18 protein-coding genes are annotated in these 18,516 nt (G+C 71.0%); 11 read left to right on the plus strand and 7 right to left on the minus strand.

The genetic code is table 11. The features are described 5' to 3' along the window. Positions 1-165 precede the first annotated feature (165 nt). The gene (locus tag FR742_RS32110) at positions 166-366 is read left to right on the plus strand and encodes an EF-hand domain-containing protein (RefSeq protein WP_308249192.1); all 201 of its coding nucleotides are present in this window, start codon (positions 166-168) and stop codon (positions 364-366) included. On the opposite strand, the gene FR742_RS32115 is transcribed toward FR742_RS32110, so the two are convergent. The 3 genes from FR742_RS32115 to FR742_RS32125 form a co-directional block, all read right to left on the minus strand. Then, on the minus strand, positions 326-1,090 hold the full coding sequence (locus FR742_RS32115) for an RloB family protein (RefSeq protein ID WP_187281470.1): 765 nt from the start codon (positions 1,088-1,090) through the stop codon (positions 326-328). The genes FR742_RS32110 and FR742_RS32115 overlap by 41 nt on opposite strands. Then, complete coding sequence (locus tag FR742_RS32120) at positions 1,087-2,313, minus strand: ATP/GTP-binding protein (protein WP_148035081.1); 1,227 nt, start codon at positions 2,311-2,313, stop codon at positions 1,087-1,089. The genes FR742_RS32115 and FR742_RS32120 overlap by 4 nt, the downstream gene beginning before the upstream one ends. A gap of 303 nt (positions 2,314-2,616) precedes the next feature. Beyond that, positions 2,617-3,894 (minus strand): hypothetical protein, encoded by a 1,278-nt coding sequence (locus FR742_RS32125; protein WP_148035082.1) that lies wholly within the window; start codon positions 3,892-3,894, stop codon positions 2,617-2,619. Between the two features lie 134 nt (positions 3,895-4,028). Here FR742_RS32125 and FR742_RS32130 point away from each other — a divergent pair, with 134 nt between their 5' ends. After that, positions 4,029-5,276 (plus strand): MFS transporter, encoded by a 1,248-nt coding sequence (locus tag FR742_RS32130; RefSeq protein ID WP_222709311.1) that lies wholly within the window; start codon positions 4,029-4,031, stop codon positions 5,274-5,276. Here the strand turns inward: FR742_RS32130 and FR742_RS32135 are convergent. Continuing rightward, a complete protein-coding gene (locus FR742_RS32135; protein ID WP_148035084.1) occupies positions 5,268-6,380 on the minus strand; it encodes an FAD-binding oxidoreductase in 1,113 nt (370 codons plus the stop codon). The two genes, FR742_RS32130 and FR742_RS32135, sit on opposite strands and share 9 nt — an antisense overlap. 40 nt (positions 6,381-6,420) lie before the next feature. After that, positions 6,421-6,981, minus strand: a complete 561-nt coding sequence (locus tag FR742_RS32140; RefSeq protein ID WP_148035085.1) for a hypothetical protein — start codon at positions 6,979-6,981, stop codon at positions 6,421-6,423. A 158-nt stretch (positions 6,982-7,139) separates the two neighbouring features. Here FR742_RS32140 and FR742_RS32145 point away from each other — a divergent pair, with 158 nt between their 5' ends. The 7 genes from FR742_RS32145 to FR742_RS32175 all read left to right on the plus strand — a co-directional run bounded on the left by FR742_RS32145 (position 7,140) and on the right by FR742_RS32175 (position 13,703). Further along, a complete protein-coding gene (locus tag FR742_RS32145; RefSeq protein WP_148035086.1) occupies positions 7,140-7,769 on the plus strand; it encodes a helix-turn-helix domain-containing protein in 630 nt (209 codons plus the stop codon). Positions 7,770-7,855: 86 nt separating this feature from the next. Beyond that, entirely contained in the window at positions 7,856-9,025 is a 1,170-nt protein-coding gene (locus tag FR742_RS32150) for a homogentisate 1,2-dioxygenase (protein WP_148035087.1), read from the plus strand. Then, positions 9,022-9,795 carry a hypothetical protein gene (locus tag FR742_RS32155; protein ID WP_187281471.1) on the plus strand — a complete coding sequence of 258 codons (774 nt, stop codon included), beginning with the start codon at positions 9,022-9,024 and terminating at the stop codon, positions 9,793-9,795. Before FR742_RS32150 ends, FR742_RS32155 begins: the two co-directional genes overlap by 4 nt. After that, on the plus strand, positions 9,792-10,895 hold the full coding sequence (gene fahA / locus FR742_RS32160) for a fumarylacetoacetase (protein WP_148035089.1): 1,104 nt from the start codon (positions 9,792-9,794) through the stop codon (positions 10,893-10,895). Before FR742_RS32155 ends, fahA begins: the two co-directional genes overlap by 4 nt. 73 nt (positions 10,896-10,968) lie before the next feature. Next, positions 10,969-12,114 (plus strand): Ig-like domain-containing protein, encoded by a 1,146-nt coding sequence (locus FR742_RS32165; RefSeq protein ID WP_261808912.1) that lies wholly within the window; start codon positions 10,969-10,971, stop codon positions 12,112-12,114. A gap of 77 nt (positions 12,115-12,191) precedes the next feature. Beyond that, positions 12,192-12,626 carry an NfeD family protein gene (locus tag FR742_RS32170; protein ID WP_148035090.1) on the plus strand — a complete coding sequence of 145 codons (435 nt, stop codon included), beginning with the start codon at positions 12,192-12,194 and terminating at the stop codon, positions 12,624-12,626. Positions 12,627-12,629: 3 nt separating this feature from the next. Then, complete coding sequence (locus FR742_RS32175; RefSeq protein WP_148035091.1) at positions 12,630-13,703, plus strand: SPFH domain-containing protein; 1,074 nt, start codon at positions 12,630-12,632, stop codon at positions 13,701-13,703. A 41-nt stretch (positions 13,704-13,744) separates the two neighbouring features. Here the strand turns inward: FR742_RS32175 and FR742_RS32180 are convergent, their stop codons facing one another. Continuing rightward, on the minus strand, positions 13,745-14,914 hold the full coding sequence (locus FR742_RS32180) for a Gfo/Idh/MocA family protein (RefSeq protein WP_148035092.1): 1,170 nt from the start codon (positions 14,912-14,914) through the stop codon (positions 13,745-13,747). Positions 14,915-14,967: 53 nt separating this feature from the next. Next, entirely contained in the window at positions 14,968-16,101 is a 1,134-nt protein-coding gene (locus tag FR742_RS32185) for an ROK family protein (RefSeq protein ID WP_148035093.1), read from the minus strand. A gap of 186 nt (positions 16,102-16,287) precedes the next feature. On the opposite strand from FR742_RS32185, the gene tdh reads away from it, so the two are divergent. Both tdh and FR742_RS32195 read left to right on the plus strand, forming a co-directional pair. After that, positions 16,288-17,316 (plus strand): L-threonine 3-dehydrogenase, encoded by a 1,029-nt coding sequence (gene tdh, locus FR742_RS32190; protein ID WP_148035094.1) that lies wholly within the window; start codon positions 16,288-16,290, stop codon positions 17,314-17,316. After that, positions 17,316-18,485: a glycine C-acetyltransferase gene (locus FR742_RS32195; RefSeq protein ID WP_148035095.1), complete on the plus strand. Its 1,170-nt coding sequence runs from the start codon at positions 17,316-17,318 to the stop codon at positions 18,483-18,485. The genes tdh and FR742_RS32195 overlap by 1 nt, the downstream gene beginning before the upstream one ends. The last annotated feature ends 31 nt before the right edge of the window (positions 18,486-18,516 follow it).

Genomic DNA, 18,516 nt, shown 5'->3' on the forward strand with positions numbered 1-18,516 from the left:
ATTCCGGCAAAGAACGAGTCTGGGAGATCGGGGATCGGCAGGCATGACCGCGCCTCTGCCGGGCATCCGCAGACGTCGACTGCCGGTTAGCGGCATTCATCCACGCACTACGACAAACCGCCACTAAAGTCTGACCCGAAACGGATCTCCCGGAGGATGCCCATCATGAGCGACCACGCGATCACCTTCGACCTCATCGACACGGACAAGGACGGCCGCATCTCGGCCGAGGAGCTCGTCCGCCTGATGGAGATCCTCGGCCAGCCGGTGACCCTGGAAGCCGCCCAGGCAGGCGTGCGACGCCTGGACCAGGACGGCGACGGCCTCATCGACCTGGACGAGTTCGGCGCCTTCCTGAAGCCGTAGGCTCGTCGCGGGCGAAACGGGCCGAGACTCCCAGACTGTCGAGAAGCCGCCACATGCCGCTGGACGGGTCCTGATCGAGGAGATCACAGCCGGGTTCGGCCCCGCCCGGATGAGCGCACGCGCCGGATGCGCAGCGCATGCCCAGATTCCGAGCGTTGGCATAAGCCTTTCCGACGCGGGGCAGCAGGTCCTCTGCCCGCGACCGGGTGATCCTCTTGTCCTTCCCGCCGAAACCGGCGAAAGCCGGGCGCTGCGCGAGTAACCGGTGGACGTGATCGTTGCACCCGCTCTGCGGCACGTCGTACATCCCGTAGTGCAGGTACAGCCAGAAGTCGAAAGAAGGGCTGGAGAAGGCCACCCGGATCTTCGGATGGCCGGAAAGCGCGTCCAAGGCCTGGCCCACGTCCCTGTGCTGATCCCGGTCGAAGAGCGCCCAGATCTCGGCGTACCGCTCCCCACGAGAACGCCTGGCGTCCTCGTCCGCCACCGTCAGCACGTGCTCGGCGACCTTGCACGGCTTCATGTCATCCGGTCGGGCCTTCGGCATGTCGATGCGGAACGAACACGGTACAGAGAACTCGTTCTGCACCATGGTGAGGTAGTCGTACTCCGTTACCGCTCCCTCAGCTACGACGTAGAAGATGCGATTGGCGACACGTGGTGGAGCCTGGGCTCTCAAGGAAGACCCACGCTCGCGCTTCTTCTTCACCCTGTCCGGGCTCACGAGAGCGCCTCTCCTACCTCGCGCACCAACTCTCCCGGCGCGATCCGAGGGGCACCGCCGAACCGGCCCAGCAGCCAGCCGCGTTCGAGGTTCTCGTTCGGGCGCGGCGGCGGTCGCAGGCTCGACAGCGGATAGAGCTGGGTGGCGCCGTCGGAGCCCTTCTCGCACATCCACACCATGTCCCGATCCAGGATGCGCTCACCACCTGCCAGCGGTCGCAGCAGCGACGCGTCATGCGTGGTGAACACCATCTGGGCGCCGCGCGCGTTGACCACCGCATCCTGGAACATCCAGAGCACCTCGGCCACCAGCGCCGGGTGCAAACTGGCGTCCAACTCGTCCACCAGCACCGTGGTCCCGCGTTGGAACGCCTCGATCAGCGGGCCCAGCAGCGCGAACCAGGCACGCGTCCCCATGGACTCCTGTGCGAAGTCCAGTGAGACCGTGTGGTCATCGGCACGATGCAGGAGGCGGATCTCGCCCCTCTCCAGCGCCTCTTGGTCGAAGCCGACCACACCGAGGTCCGCCTGCCCCAGCAACCGGCCCATGTGCTCCCGGAACCGCTCCTCGCGAACCACCCTGGCCTTGGTGAACCCGTGCCGCTGCCGATCCTTGTCAGGGGTGACCAGTCCAAGGTTGTCCCGGAACCACGCGAACACCGGAAGCAGTTGCTCGTTGTTCCACTCGGCGGCCACGCTGAGGAAGAGGGAGTCAGGCCTGGTCTTCCGTACGAGATCCTGCTTCTCCCCCCGCAGTCCCTCGCCCGCGAAGTGAATGTCATCCTCGTCGCGGTCGAACCAGACCTGCCGCCGCCCCTTGGGGTAGGCGTGCAGCCACTCGGCCCGCACTCTCTCGTTATCGACCTCGAACCCGTAGGTGTAGCGAACTCCGTCGAGTTCCAGATCCACTTCGTAGAACGAGGGTTCACCCGCGCACGCCGGATGGAGAGCGAAGGGAACTCGGCGCACCGGGTGTTCCTCGTTGACCCACCCCACCGAACGCAGCACCGCCCGGCGCATCCACCTCAGCCCGGCGAGCGTGTTGCTTTTCCCCGAGGCATTGGCCCCGTAGATCCCCGCGACCGGCACCACTGACACAGGGCGACCGGCCTCACGCACCGCTGTGGGCCGTGCGTCCCCGGAGTTCAGCTCTGTGGCAACCAGGGAGAGACGCTGCTCGTGCCTGAACGACAGGACGTTCGCCATGCGGAAGCTGAGCAGCATCGAAACCCCTTTCTCGGCCTCAGCGTACCTGTCTACCCGTCTCTGACGTAAGAAATGTCGATGAGAGGCGCTGAAACAGGAGCGCGATAAAGGATCCAAGCAGTCGATGCGCCCGTGCCGCCGCCCGGCCTCCTGGCTCGAACTCAGCCACAGTCAACGCGAAGGGTCCGCCTGTGGTCTTGATCGATTCCAGGTGCCTTCACAGAGTCCAAACGGCCCATCCCCCGGGGCCCCACACCCCCGGCGAGGGGGCCGGCCCCTGAGCTCTCGGGCGCGGAGCGCCCTGGGGGAAGACCGCGCTGTTCAGGCGGTGCGGATGTAGAGCTGGCCGAAGACTTCGGACAGGTTGCGGAGGTCTGTGGCCACGTCCACCTCCGGGGTCGCCGGGTCGTACAGGGTGGCGAGGCGGGGGCGGATGGAGGTGAGCTTCTTGAGCTGGTCCCAGGTGGGGTTGGCGGCCCACTTCTCTCCGTACACGCGGCTGACCTGGCCCTGGGCGTCCTGCCAGCGGGTCCAGAGGGTGATGGTGCCGGCGGCGGCGTCCTGGAGCGGGGCGGCGATGCGGTCGGTGATGGTCTGGGTGGCCTGCTCGGTGGTCAGCCGGGAGCCGCCGGGGGCGGCGAAGCCGGTGTCCTCGGCGGCGATGTGCGCGTAGGCGTCCCAGGCGCGGGCGCGGACCTGGATCCACTGGTTGCGCTGGGCGGTGGCGGCGTCGATCCGCCACGTGGCGTACTCGGTGGCGAGGTGGCCGCCGTCGAGGGAGAGCTGGTCGACGAGGCCCTTGGCGAGCCAGGCGCCGATGCGGTCGGGGTCGAGCAGCGGGTGCTTCTTGGCGAGGGCCTCGGTGCACTCGGCGACGGCGCCGCAGCCGAAGACGGGCACCGCGGTGTGGACGGCGAGCTTCTTGCCGGGGGCGAGCTTGCGGAGCGCGGCGGAGGCCGAGGCGACGAACGTGTCCAGCTCGTCGGCCGTGGCGAACGTCCGGTCGTAGCCGAGGCCGGAGCTGAAGCGGATGCCCGCGACGCCGGGCTGGGCGGCCAGGGCGGCGATCTTCTTGGCGGCCTCGGCGAGGTTGCCGGCCTGGTGGTCGTCGGCCAGCTCGGCGTCGATCCAGACGCGCATGCCGCTCGTGGCGGAGGTCTTGACGGCCTGGCCGGCGGGGGTCTCGGCGGCCTTCTTCACGGCGGCGCCGGTGACCTCGTCGGGGTCGACGAAGCAGGGCTCGGCGGTCGGGCACTCGGGCTGCCCGCCGTCCTCGGCGCCCTCGACGTCGGGGCTGCCGACGTCGTGCGACTGACCGTCGCCTTCCGAGTCGGTGGGGCAGTCGCTCTCGGTGCAGTCGATGACGATCGGGTCCATCGGGCCGGTGTCGCGCATGTTCTGACCGTCGTTGTCAAGCCAGAAGCGGGCGATCTCGGCGGCTTCCTCGGGGGTGGCCATCCAGCGGCAGACGACGTACGCGGGGGTGTCCTCCGCCATGAGGTCGTTGCAGCTGCGCGGATCGTCCTGCGACCACGCGGGGACGCCGATGCCGAGGAGGGAGAGCGCGAGACCGATGACGAAGAGCTGCCGCAGTCGCATGGCACCTTGACTTCCGGGGAGTGATCGGCTGGCATCTCGCACGATATCGGTATCAACGGTCGATCTCTACCGCCTGTGTCCGGGCGTGTGGAAAATGGGACGACACCATCGCTTCGTACCCGTCACACTTGAGCGTGCGTGAAATCCTCGGCGATCTCGGGCTGTTCCGGGACAGGCGCTTCGCCCTGCTCTTCGCGGCCCGGACCATCTCGATGCTCGGCGCCGCGTTCGCCCCGGTGGCCCTCGCTTTCGGCATCCTCGACCTGCCCGGCGCCACCGCCACGACGCTGTCGGTGGTGCTGACCGCGGAGGCGCTCCCGATGGTGCTGTTCATGCTGTTCGCCGGGGTGCTGGCCGACCGGTTCCCGCGGCAGCGGGTGATGCAGTTCGGCGAGTGGGCGAACGCCTTGGCCTTCTTCACCCTGGGCGCGATGCTGCTGTCCGGCTGGACCCCCCTGGTCGGCCTGGTCGCCGCGGCCGCCTTCAGCGGGATAGCCGTCGCCGCGCTCTATCCCGCGCTGACCGGGATCATCCCCGAGGTGGTGCCGGCCGAGCGGCTGCAGGCCGGCAACGCGCTGCTCGGCCTGGGCGCGAACGTCGCCAGGATGGGCGGCGCGGTGCTCGGCGGCGCCACGGTGGTGCTCGTCGGCGGCGGGTGGGCGCTGGCGGTCAGCGGCGCCCTGTTCGCCACCGCGGGGGTGCTGATCTCGCTGGTGCGGCCCACTCCTCTGGTGCGCGAGCGCGAGGAGCGGCATTCGGTGCTGAAGGATCTGCGCGAGGGCTGGCGCGAGTTCAGCTCCCGGCAGTGGATCTGGGTGGTGGTCGCCCAGTTCTCGATCCTGGTGATGGCGATCCAGGCCGGTCACGGGGTGCTCGGGCCGCTGCTGGCCAAGGAGAGCCTGGGCGGCCCGGCGGCGTGGTCGGCGTTCCTGGCCGGCGAGGCGATCGGCACGATCGCGGGCGTGGTGGTGTCGCTGCGGGTGCGGCCGCGCCGGCCGATCCTGGTCGGCACGCTGCTCTGCCTGCCGGCGGCGCTGCCGTACTTCCTGCTGGGGACGGGTTCGCCGCTGTGGGTGACGGTAGTGGGCGCGTTCGTGCTGGGCGTCTGTTTCGACGTGTTCGGCGTGCTGTGGATGACGACCATGCAGCGGGAGGTCCCGCCGGAGTCGCTGTCGCGGGTGAGCTCGTACGACGCGCTCGGCTCGCTGATGTTCGGCCCGATCGGGCTCATGCTGGCGGCGCCGGCGGCGGCGCTGATGGGCGTGCAGAACGCGCTGCTGGCGTGCGGCGGCCTGGTGGTGCTGTCCACCTGCGCGGCGCTGCTCTCCCCCGGCGTGCGCAACCTGCGCGCCCCGGCCCGTCTGGAGGCCGTCTCAAGCTGAGGCCCGCCCGCTGGTCCGCAGCCCGCGTGCCGGTGCCCGCTCGTGCAGCCCGAACCTCGGCTCCGGCCCGTACTCGCCGTCGAGGATCCCCGCCACGTACTCGGCCAGCGCCGGGGCGTGTTTGAAGCCGTGGCCGGAGTCGCCGCCGAGCAGCCACACGCCGGGCTCGGTCTCCGCGATGATCCACTCGGCGTCGGGAGTGAGCGCGTACTGGCAGACCTGGCTGAACAGCACCGGCGCCGAGGCCAGCGACGGGAACCGCCGCGCCAGGTAGGACCGGGCGCGCGCGACGCCGGCCTCGTCCACGGCGCGCTCGCCGTGCTCGGGCTCGTACGGGCGGCCTTCGACGTCGGAGGTGGCCTTCATGCCCACGCCGTCCACGTCACCGTGGCCGTAAGCGGCGGCGGCGTGGTCCACCCAGGCGGGCGTGCCGGGCGTGGTCCACGCGGCGGGGACCGCGAAGTGCAGCGTGTCCTGCTTGGTCACGGTCACGGGCACCTCGAACAGCTCGGGCAGCCAGGCGCCGCACGCCCACACCACCCGGTCGGCGGTCAGCACCTCGCCCCCGGCCTCGACGGCGGCGCCGGGCGCCGGGGTCGCGCGGGTCCGGACGATCCGGGCGCCGGCGGACTCGGCCAGCCTGGCGGTCACCTGGGTGGCGCGGCGTGCTCTGATGACGCCGGCGTGCGGCTCCCACAGCAGGTGGCTGAGGCCGGCGGGGCTGTAGTCGGGGAAGAAGCGGGCGCCGTCGGCCGGGTCGAGGACCTCGCACGGAATATCCAGATTTTTCAGGACCTGGGCGCTGGCGTGCTCCCACCCGTCCGGCGTCCGGGCGAACCAGAGCATGCCTGCTTCCGCGTACAACTCCTCCCCGGCGCGCTCGCCGAGCCGCCGCCAGCCGTCGCGCGCCCGCCACGCCATGCGCGCGTACCACTCCTCGCCGCCGTGCGAGCAGCGCATCAGCCGGGTCTCGCCCGCGCTGGCCTGCCGTACGTGTCCCGCCTGGTGCTGCTCGACCAGCGTCACCCGCCATCCGGTTTCGGCCAGCCGCAACGCCAGCGATGAACCCCAAATGCCCGATCCGACCACGATGACCGATTTCATGGGACCACGGTGACCCGGAGACCCCCGCCGGATCAAGGGGTCAGATGACGATCAACGTCACCACCACGCCCGCGCAGTTGCCCGCCAGGCAGATGCGCACCGGCACCCTGGACACCCCGGACTCCACGGGCACGCCGCCGACGTGCCCGTCCGGGCCGATGGTGACGCCCGGGGGCAGCGCGCCCTGGCGGGTCACGGTGAACGTCGGCGGCACCCCCGTGGGCCCGCCCCTGATCTGGATGTTCCCGTCCAGCCGCTGCCCGGCCCTGCCGGGGAAGGTGAGCGCGCCCGGCGCCCACGGCACGTTGCGCAGCACGACGAACGTGACCCGCTCCTCGTCGCACGCCTGATCGCGGCAGATCTGGACCTGGGCCGCGTACGTGCCGGCCCGCTCGGGCCTGCCGTACACGCGGCCGGTCGCGTCCACCCCGATCCCCGGCGCGAGGCGCGGGCCCGGACGGATGCGTGCCCCCTTCTCCACGGGCATCAGGCGCTGCTCGACCTCGATGCCCACGGTCAGGTAGAAGGTGTCCTCCACCAGCCGGTCGAACGGGGTCGCCGCGGGCGCGGCCCTGGTGGCGTAGAGCGCCCGTGATCCCACGGAAGGAAGCGCGGGGAGGAAAGCGCACATGGCCAGCCCGGCAACCAGGAGTATCCACGTTTGCCGCATCCTTACCCCCCGGTGTTCTGTTCCCCTACGTACCCTTTTCACCGCATACAGTCACCGCTCCCCCATGACCGTGGCTGGATAATCGCTTCATGGCCGCTGAATCCGCTCAGACGCTCGAACGCGGGCTCCGCCTGCTCAGGCTGCTTTCCGACGGGAAGGGCGGGCGGACCCCGACCGAACTGAGCGCGGAGCTGTCGCTGAGCCGCCCGGTGGTGTACCGGCTGCTGACGACCCTGCTCAACGAGGGGTTCGTGCGCCGCGACGACGAGGGCCGGGTGCATCTGGGGTTCGGGCTGCTCGCACTGGCGCGGGCCGTGCAGCCGCTGCTGCGCGCGGCGGCCCTGCCGACGCTGCGGCGGCTGGCCGAGCAGGTGGGCGCGACCGCGCACCTCACCGTGGCCGAGGGCGACGACGCGCTGGCCGTGGCGGTGGTCGAGCCGTCGTGGACGGACATGCACGTGGCCTACCGGGAGGGCGCCCGCCATCCGCTGGCGAAAGGCGCGGCCGGGCGGGCGATCCTGGCAGGTCGCGAGGGCGGGTCCGCATATCTGGTGACCGAGGGGCAGTTGGAGGAGGGAGCCCGGGGGGTGGCGGCGCCCGTTCTGGGGCTGCCCTGGTTGGAGGCCTCGGTCGGGGTGGTCACGTTCGGGCCGCTCGCGGAGTCCACCGGACCTCGCGTCGTCGAGGCCGCCGCCGAGCTTGCCGCCGCCATGGGGTGACGGTTGACATCCGTCCGGGGATGACGGACGGTTGTCACGCATAGAGGACACATACGTCCGATAATCGGACGATCTGGGAGGGGCGGATGCCGTACTACCGCGCCGTGGGCGAGGTGCCCCGCAAGCGCCATGTGCAGTTCAGGCGGCCCGACGGCGGTCTGTACGCCGAGGAGCTGATGGGCGAGGAGGGATTCTCGTCCGACTCGTCGCTGCTGTACCACCGCCACCTGCCGACCGCGATCGTCAAGGCCGAGGCCGTCGCCCCCACGGCCGACACGCGCCTGGAGCCCAACCTGCCGCTGTCGCCGCGCCACTTCCGCACCACGCAGCTCTCCAGCGCGGGCGACCTGGTGTCCGGGCGGATCCTGCTGGCGGGCAACGGCGACGTCCGGTTGTCGTACGCCACCAGCGACCGGCCCAGCGAGCTCTACCGCAACTCGATGGGCGACGAGTGCGTGTACGTCCAGGAGGGCACGGCCCGCTTCGAGTCCACGTACGGCGTGATCGAGGCCGGCACCGGCGACTACGTGGTCATCCCGACGGGCACCATCCACCGCTGGGTGCCGGTGGGGCGGGTCAGCGTGCTGACTGTCGAGGCGTCCGGGCACATCAGGCCACCCAAGCGCTACCTGTCGCAGTACGGGCAGTTCCTGGAGCACGCCCCCTACTGCGAGCGCGATCTGCGGGCGCCCGCCGAGCCGCTGCTCGCCGAGGGCGAGGAGGTGCCGGTGCTGGTGCGCACCAGGGGCGGGCTGACCCGGCTGGTCTACCGCCACCACCCGTTCGACGTGGTCGGCTGGGACGGCTACCTCTACCCGTACGCGTTCAACATCGACGACTTCGAGCCGATCGTGAAGAAGACGCACGCGCCCCCGCCCGTCCATCAGACGTTCGAGGGGCCCGGCTTCGTGATCTGCTCGTTCTGCCCGCGGCCGCTCGACTTCCACCCGGAGTCGGTGCCGATCCCGTACAACCACCACAACGTCGACTCCGACGAGTTCATGTTCTACGTAGGCGGCGACTACTCGGCGCGGAAGGGGTCGGGCATCGACGTGGGCTCGATCTCGCTGCACCCGGCCGGCTTCACGCACGGGCCGCAGCCCGGCGCGGTCGAGGCGGTGATCGACGCCGTCGCCAAGGGCGTCACCACCACCAGTGAGAAGGCGGTGATGGTCGACACCTTCCGCCCGCTCGACCTCGGGCAGGGCGCGCTCGCCTGCGAGGACCCCGGATACGCCTGGACTTGGTCACGATGACGCTCTACACCGCTCTGATCGACGACGCGGGACTGTTCCCGCCGACGTCACTGCACATGTCCGACGCGCTGGACCGCCACCGGCGCAACCAGGAGCGGGGCAGCCGGGTGCTGACCCACCGCTTCCTCTGCCCGGCCAGCAGGCTCGGCCGGCTGCGCGCCGAGCAGTTCCGGCCGCGGTGGGTCGGGCTGATCCTCGACACCCCGGAACTGCCGGACCTGACCGGCCTGCCCGTCGACATCGCGGAGGCCGAGCTGCCGCCCGAGCGTGGGGTGGAGGAGCTGGCCCGCGAGCTGCTCCGCGCGCTGCCCGGCGGGGTGCGGCTGTTCGTCGAGGTGCCGCCGGGGAAGTTCGTCCCCGACGTGCCCGAGGGCGTGGGCCTGAAGGTGCGCTGCGGCGGCGCCCGGGCCGAGGCGTTCCCGCCGGTGGAGCACCTCGCCTCCTTCATCAGGTTCTGCGTGGCCGCCGACATCCCGTTCAAGGCCACCGCCGGGCTGCACCACGCCGTGCGCCACTTCGACCCGACGCTCAGCGTCGACCGGCACGGCTTCCTCAACCTGCTGGTGGCCGTGTGCGAGGCCGTCGAGGGCCGCGACCCGGCACCCACCCTGCGCATCACCGACGTGGGCCAGCTCACGCGCATCGCGCGGGCCATCCCCGAGGAGACGGCGAAGCGGGCCAGGCAGCTCCTGGTCAGCTACGGCTCCTGCAGCACGACCACGCCGATGGACGACCTGAAGGCGCTGGGCCTGATCGAGGAGGACGAGTGAGCTGGGGACTGGACAACCTGCCCTACGGGGTCTTCTCCCGGCAGGGGGAGGCGCCCCGGGTCGGCGTCCGTTACGGCGACCGGGTGCTCGACCTGGCAGCGGCGCTGCACGACGAGGTGTTCGCCGCCCCCTCGCTCAACCCGTTCATGGCGCGCGGCCGCTCGGCCTGGCACGACACGCGCCGCCTGATCAGGAACAAGCTGTCCGGCGACCTCGCGGTGACCGAGCCGCACCTGGTCCCGCTGGAGCAGGTGCGGCTGCACATGCCGTTCGAGGTGGCCGACTACGTCGACTTCTACTGCTCGCTGGAGCACGCGAGCAACGTCGGGCGGATCTTCCGGCCCGACGCCGAGCCGCTCAAGCCGAACTGGCGCCACCTGCCGGTCGGCTACCACGGCAGGGCCGGCACGGTCGTGCCGTCCGGCACGCCGGTCCGGCGCCCGCACGGGCAGCTCCGGGCGGGGGTGTACGGGCCGACGGCCAAGCTCGACGTCGAGGCCGAGCTGGGGTTCGTGGTGGGCGTGCCGTCCGAGCTGGGCTCACCGGCCGGGGCCTTCGAGGACCACGTGTTCGGGGTGACGCTGGTCAACGACTGGAGCGCGCGCGACATCCAGGCGTTCGAGTACGTGCCGCTCGGGCCGTTCCTGGGCAAGTCGTTCGCGACCTCGATCTCGCCCTGGGTGACGCCGCTGGAGGCGCTGCCCAGGGTGCCGGGGCGGACGCAGGACCCGGAGCCGATCGACTACCTGCGCAGGAAGGACGACTGGGGGCTCGACATCACGCTGGAGGTCGAGCTCAACGGTGAGGTGATCTCCCGTCCGCCGTACCGGGACATGTACTGGACGCCGGACCAGATGCTCGCCCACCTCACCGTGAACGGCGCCTCACTGCGTACCGGCGACCTGTTCGCGAGCGGCACCGTCTCCGGGGAGGCGCGCGAGGAGCGCGGGTCGCTCATCGAGCTCACCTGGAACGGGACCGACCCCGTCAAGCTGCGCAGCGGCGAGACCAGGACGTTCCTGCAGGACGGGGACGCGGTGACGATCCGCGCGACGGCGGGTGACGTCAGCCTCGGGGAGGTCTACGGAAAAGTCGGTTAAGTGACTCGGTGTGCTTGCATCGTGACTCCTCGCTAATCTTGGGGAACCCTTCCCCAGGAACATCAGGAGTGACATGCTGCGGCGTGCCGCGACGATCCGCCTGGCCGCCTTCCTCGTCCTCGCGGGGGGCTGCGGAGCCGTGCGAGCGGAGCCTCCGCCCCCGACCGTGGTGCAGGTCTCCCCGCCGCTCGGCGCCGCGCGCGCCCGTCCCGACCAGGGGCTCGTGGTGCGCGCCCAGGGCGGCCCGCTCCAGCGGGTCGTCGCCCACTCCGGCGGTGTCCCGGTACGCGGCGACCTCGACGCGGCGGGCACCACCTGGCGCTCCCGCTGGACGCTGAAGCCCGGCGCCGAATACGCGGTCACCGTGACCGCGGCGGGCCGCACCGTCGCCGCCGGCCGCTTCCGCACCCGCCCCGCCGGACGCGCGCTCCAGCTCACCGCCACCGCGCCGCTCCCCGGCGAGACCGTGGGCGTCGGCATGCCGGTCATCCTCGACTTCGGCTCCCCCGTACGCGACAAGGCCGCCGTGGAGCGCGCCCTGGAGATCACGGCCGGCCGGCCGGTCGAGGGCGCCTGGCGGTGGATCGGCGACACCCGGGCGGTCTACCGCACCCGGCGGTTCTGGCCCGCCGGGCAGACCGTCACGGTCACCGCCCACCTGGCCGGCGTCCGGGCAGCCCCCGGCCTCCACGGCACCGCCGACCGGACGTTCGCCTTCACCGTGGGCCGCCACCAGGCCACCGAGATCGACGCCCGGACCCACCGCATGGTCGTCCGCCGCGACGGCCGCGCCGTGCGGCACATGGCGATCAGCGCCGGCATGGCCACCACCCGCGAATACACCACGACCAGCGGCGTCCACCTGACCATGGACAAGGGCCACCCGGTCCGCATGATCTCCCCCGGCCGCGACGAGGGCGACCCCGGCTACTACGACGTGATGATCGACCACGCCGTCCGCATCTCCGACAGCGGCGAGTACGTGCACGCCAAGGACAACGTGTGGGCCCAGGGCCGCCGCAACGTCAGCCACGGCTGCGTCAACGCCCGCCCCGACCAGGCCGCCTGGTTCTACGCCCACTCCCTCCGCGGCGACCCCGTCGTGATCACGGGCACCGACCGCGAGCTCGAATGGGACAACGGATGGGGGTTCTGGCAGCTCTCCTGGGAGAAATGGCGCGCCGGCAGCGCTCTTCTCGCACCCGGGCCTCTGCCGTAAGCGGAAATCCCGGATTACGGTGGTGAGAGGGAACGATGGCGCCGACGGTCCCGTTATTCCTATAGGAGGGCCGGAGTATGGATGAATGGATCATCTGGGTAATTCTCGCAGTCGTCCTCGGTCTTGCCGAGATCTTCACGCTCACCGCCGCGCTCGGCCTCCTCGGTGTCGCCTCCCTGTTGACCGCCGGAGCCGCGGCCGTCGGCCTGCCGGTTCCGCTGCAGTTCCTCGTCTTCGCCCTGACGTCGACGGCCGGGCTGGTCGTGATCCGGCCCCTCGTCAAGCGTCACAACATCCGCCAGCCGCAGCTGACCAGGTTCGGTGTGGAGGCGCTCGTCGGCAAGCCCGCGTACGTTCTCGCGGAGGTGACGGGTCACGACGGCCGGATCCGCCTGGCCGGTGAGGAGTGGTCAGCGCGGGCGTATGACGAGACACTCGTGATCCCGACCGGTGCCACTGTCGACGTCATCGAAATCGACGGCGCCACCGCCCTCGTATATCCCCGGGAGTGAGATATGGATCCGCTGCTGCTGGTAGGGCTGTTCGTCATCCTGTTCGCGGTGTTCACCGTGCTGAAAGCGGTGCGCATCGTGCCCCAGGCCAGAGCGCGCAACGTCGAGCGGCTCGGCCGCTACAGCCGTACGCTCAAGCCGGGCCTCAACTTCGTCATCCCGTACATCGACCGCGTCTACCCGGTGATCGACCTGCGTGAGCAGGTCGTCTCGTTCCGCCCGCAGCCGGTCATCACCGAGGACAACCTGGTCGTCGAGATCGACACCGTGCTCTACTTCCAGGTCACCGACCCGCGCGCGGCCGCTTACGAGATCGCCAACTACATCCAGGCGGTCGAGCAGCTCACGGTGACCACCTTGCGTAACGTCGTCGGCTCGATGGACCTGGAGAGCACGCTCACCTCCCGCGACACCATCAACAGCCAGCTGCGCGGCGTCCTCGACGAGGCCACCGGCAAGTGGGGCATCAGGGTCAACCGGGTGGAGATCAAGGCGATCGACCCGCCCAAGACCATCAAGGACGCGATGGAGAAGCAGATGCGGGCCGAGCGTGACAAGCGCGCGGCGATCCTCACCGCCGAGGGCCAGCGCCAGTCGCAGATCCTCACCGCCGAAGGCGAGAAGCAGAGCCGCATCCTGCGCGCCGAGGGCACCCGCTCCGCCGCCATCCTGGAGGCCGAGGGTCAGTCGAGGGCCATCGACCAGGTGTTCCAGGCGGTCCACCGCAACGACCCCGACCCGAAGCTGCTCGCCTACCAGTATCTCCAGGTGCTGCCGCAGCTCGCCCAGGGCGAGGGCAACACGTTCTGGGTGATCCCCAGCGAGGTCACCTCGGCCCTGCAGGGCGTCTCCAAGGCCTTCACCGAGTCGCTCCCGCCCTCGGCGGCCACCCGCGAGGTCCCGAAGCCGTCGGAGATGGACGCCGAGATCGCCAACGCCGAGAAGGCCGCGGCGGAGGCGGTCGCCGACGCCCGGAGCGCCGAGCGGCCGACCGGCCCCCGGCAGCTCATGGAGGGTGCCCGGCAGCCGTCCCCGTTCCCCGACCTCGACAAGCAGCGCGACGAAGCCGAGCGCTGACCCTTCCCGGCCCGACCGCCCGCCGCGCCCGCGCCGGGCGGTCAGCGCCGGTCGTCGGCGAAGTACGCCACGAGTGACGGATCCAGGGACGGGACGTCGTAGGGGGTGCCCCCGTCGCGGAGCGACCGGGTGGCCATGTAGCCGGCCGCGACGCTCATGCGGGCCGCCACCGGGGAGGTGTCGACCGGCCCGCCCTCCCTGGCGAAGCGGGCGAACTCCTCGATGATGCGCGTGTCGGCGCCGCCGTGGGAGCCGGTGGCGTCGGGCACCCGGTACGTGATGTCGGCGTCGGGCCGGTAGCCGGTGGGGCCGGTGTTCCAGACCTTGACGGTGGCGCCCGGCCCGTCGCCGAAGTTCTCCAGGCGGCCCTCGGTGCCGATGACCGTGTAGTTGCGCACGTAGTCGGGCGTGAAGTGACACTGCTGGTAGGCGGCGATGACGCCGTTGTCGAGCACCATGTTCATGACCGAGACGTCCTCGACGTCCACCACGTGGTGGAGGTCCCGGTGGGCGGTGGGCGGCCAGGTGTGGTCACGCGGCCAGCCGTCGGGGCGGGGCGTGCCGGGCTCCCTGCGCGGCAGCCCGCCGTACACCATGAGGTCGCCGAAGGCGTTGACCCGGGTCGTGTAGCCGCCCGCGAGCCAGTGGACGACGTCCAGGTCGTGGGCGGCCTTCTGCAGCAGGAGCCCGGTGGTGCGGGTGCGGTCGGCGTGCCAGTCCTTGAAGTAGTAGTCGCCGCCGTAGCCGACGAAGTGGCGCACCCACACCGTCTTCGGCTCGCCGATGTCGCCCCGGCGGATGATGTCGCGCATCAGCCTGACGACGCCCATGTGGCGCATGTTGTGGCCGACGTACAGCCGGGTGCCGGTGTCGCGGGCGGCGCGCAGGACGGCGTCGCAGCCCTCGACGGTGATGGCCAGCGGCTTCTCCAGGTAGAGCGGCTTGCCCGCCTGGAGACACTCGACGGCGATGCTCTCGTGGGTGTCGTCGGGGGTCAGCAAGATGATCGCGTCGAGGTCGTCGCGGCCGAGCAGGTCCCGGTGGTCGGGACTGGTCACCGGGTCGCCGAAGCGGGCGGCCTCCCTCTTGAGGGTCGCCGGGTCCGTGTCGCAGACCGCGGCCACCACCGAACCCCGGCCCGGCCGGTGGGCGGCCTCGGCCAGGTTGACGCGCAGGCCGAGGCCGACGACTCCGAAACGCAGGTCCTTCACGGGCGCCCTTCCTCTGGGACGACGAGCCGGCCGGGAAGAATTATCCAACCTTTTTACGAAAAGAGCACCTGGTCCGCGTGGTCGAGCGCCATCCTGACGGCGCCCAGCGTCACGCACTCGCCGCCCAGGCCGGAGGCGGCCACCTCGGGCGGGTAGAGGCACCGGTCGTCGAAGTAGTCCTGGATCGGCTCGACCAGCAGCGCGCCGGCCCTCGCCAGGCTGCCGCCGATCACCACCAGCTCCGGGTCGAGCGGGTTGACGAGCGTGAGCAGGCCCTCCGCCAGGTGGACGGCGAAGGCCCTGACGGCGGCTCTCGCGCGCTCGTCGCCCTCCTCCGCCCTGGCCACGGCGAACTCGGCGGCCTGCCGGTGGGTGCGCAGCTCGCCCGGCTCGACGGCCATCGCGTAGTCGGCCAGATGCCGGAACGCCCGCCAGTGGTCGCCCGACTGACGCCCGATCTCGCCGGAGGCGGCGTGCGCGCCCCGGTGCGTCCGGCCTCCGATCAGCAGCCCCAGGCCGAGCCGGTCGCCGGCGAACAGGTAGACCACGTCGCTGCGGCCCCGCGCCTCCCCGCGCCAGTGCTCGGCGAGCACCGCCAGCCGCATGTCGTTCTCCACCAGCACCGGCGCGGGCAGCCGGCGGCCCAGCTCGCCCTGCAGGTCGACGTCGCTCCAGCCGGGCAGCACCACGCTCTTGGTCACCCGCCCGGCGGCGTCGACCACGCCGGTCGTGCCGACGCCCACCGCGGCCAGCTCAGCCACGGGCAGCCCCGCCTCGGCGCAGACGGCGTGGACCAGCTCCGCGACGGCGTCGAGCCGCTCGCGGGCGGACATCGCCGCATGGTTGGGCACCCGGCGCGACGCGACGATTGACCCGCCCAGATCGGACACCATGGCGCGCAGCAGCGACGCGCCGATGCCCACGCCCGCCACGTGGCCGGACGAGGCCCGGAACCTGAACCGCCTGGCCGGGCGGCCCCGCTGGCGCTCACCGGACTCCTCGCCGCACTCCTCCGCCCAGCCCGCGGCGATCAGGTCCTCGACGATGACCTCGGCCGTCGGCCTGGACACCCGGGCGCCCCTGGCCAGTTCCTGCAGCGTCGCCACCCGCGCCGCACGCAACTGGCGCAGGATGGCGGCGGAGTTGAGCCTGCGGAGGACGGAGGCGTCGCCGCTCTGCTGTCGCACCGGAGTTCCTCCACATGAGTCGGCCGGGGAGCCGACATCCTACTTAACCAACCCTCTTGCGTAATAGTGATCGCCGCTGACCTGCGGCGTGAAGCGGAGCTGTGGGGGCACTTAAGAACTCCTCGATGGACACGTCCGGCGGAGAGCGGGCACAGTGCGTAACGTTCGACTGGGGGGATGTTCGCCATGAAAGCACTGGTCAAGGAGAAGGCCGAGCCGGGCCTGTCGCTGGTCGAGGTACCCGAGCCCGAGGTGGGGCCGGGTGAGGTGAAGATCAGGGTGCTGAGAACCGGCATCTGCGGCACCGACCTGCACATACAGAAATTCGATGATTGGGCGAGGCACACGCTGGAGCTTCCGCTCATCGTGGGACACGAGTTCTCCGGTCACGTCGTCGAGATCGCGCCGGGCGTCGAGGACATCGCCGTCGGCGACCTGGTCAGCGGCGAGGGCCACATCGTCTGCGGCAAGTGCCGCAACTGCATGGCCGGCCGCCGCCACCTGTGCCGCAACACCGTCGGCCTGGGCGTCAACCGCGACGGCGCGTTCGCCGAGTACGTGACGCTGCCCGCCACGAACGTGTGGGTGCACCGGGTGCCCGTCCATCCCGACGTGGCCGCCATCTTCGACCCGTTCGGCAACGCCGTGCACACCGCCCTGTCGTTCCCGCTGGTCGGCGAGGACGTGCTGATCACCGGCGCGGGCCCGATCGGCCTGATGGCCGCGGCCGTCGCCACCCACGTCGGCGCCCGCAACGTGGTCATCACCGACGTCAGCGACGAGCGGCTCGACCTGGCCGGCAAGCTGGGGGTCTCGCTGGCGGTGAACGTCTCCCGCGCCTCCCTGGCCGACGGCATGCGCCAGCTCGGCATGAAAGAGGGCTTCGACGTGGGCCTGGAGATGTCCGGCAGCCCGGCGGCGCTGCGCGAGATGATCGCCAGCATGACCCACGGCGGCAAGATCGCCATGCTCGGGCTGCCCGCCGAGGAGTTCGCCGTCGACTGGTCGACCGTGGTCATCTCGATGCTGACCATCAAGGGCGTGTACGGCCGGGAGATGTTCGAGACCTGGTACAACATGTCGGTCCTGATCGAGAAGGGCCTCGACCTCTCCCCCGTGATCACCGACCGCTTCCCGTACCACGAGTTCGAGACCGCCTTCGAGACGGCCGCGAGCGGCCGCACGGGCAAGGTCATTCTTGATTGGAGCGCTTGATGTTCACGAACGTACGCGACCAGCTGCGTGCGACGCTCGACGAGATCGCCGAGGCCGGGCTGCACAAGCCCGAGCGCGTCATCAGCACCCCGCAGAGCTCCCAGGTGAGCGTGGCGGGCCAGGAGGTGCTGAACTTCTGCGCCAACAACTACCTCGGCCTGGCCGACCACCCCGAGGTGATCGAGGCCGCCAAGCGGGCGCTGGACCGGTGGGGGTTCGGCATGGCCTCGGTGCGGTTCATCTGCGGCACCCAGGAGGTGCACAAGGAGCTCGAAGCCCGGCTGTCGGACTTCCTCGGCATGGAGGACACCGTCCTCTACAGCTCGTGCTTCGACGCCAACGGCGGCGTGTTCGAGACCCTGCTCGACGAGCGGGACGCGGTCATCTCCGACGCGCTCAACCACGCGAGCATCATCGACGGCATCCGCCTGTCCAAGGCCCGCCGCCACCGCTACGCCAACCGTGACATGGCCGAGCTGGAGGCCAGGCTGAAGGAGTCGTCGGACGCCCGCAGACGGCTGATCGTCACCGACGGCGTCTTCTCCATGGACGGCTACCTCGCGCCGCTGGCCGACATCTGCGACCTCGCCGAACGCTACGACGCCATGGTCATGGTCGACGACTCCCACGCGGTCGGCTTCGTCGGCCCCACCGGGCGCGGCACCCCCGAGCTGCACGGGGTGACCGACCGGATCGACATCATCACCGGCACGCTCGGCAAGGCGCTCGGCGGCGCGTCCGGCGGCTACGTGTCCGGCCGCCGGGAGATCTGCGAGCTGCTGCGCCAGCGCTCCCGCCCGTACCTGTTCTCCAACTCGCTCGCCCCGGCCATCGCCGCCACCTCGCTGCGCATCCTCGACCTGCTGGAGACCACCAGCGAGGCGCGCGAGCGGCTGCGGGCCAACACCGAGCGGTTCCGGGGGCGGATGACCGAGGCCGGGTTCGACATCCTGCCCGGCGACCACCCGATCGTCCCGGTGATGATCGGCGACGCCGCCGAGGCCGGGGCGATGGCCGAGCGCCTGCTGGAGCTGGGCGTCTACGTGATCGGCTTCTCCTACCCGGTGGTGCCGCACGGCCTGGCCCGCATCCGCGTCCAGCTCTCGGCCGCCCACTCCGAGGCGGACGTGGACCGCGCGGTGGACGCGTTCATCCAGGCCCGCGGCTGAGCTCGGCCCTTCCCTGGCCGGAGGGCGTATC

It is taken from the genome of Nonomuraea sp. C10 (assembly GCF_008017515.1).
GTDB lineage: Bacteria > Actinomycetota > Actinomycetes > Streptosporangiales > Streptosporangiaceae > Nonomuraea > Nonomuraea ferruginea.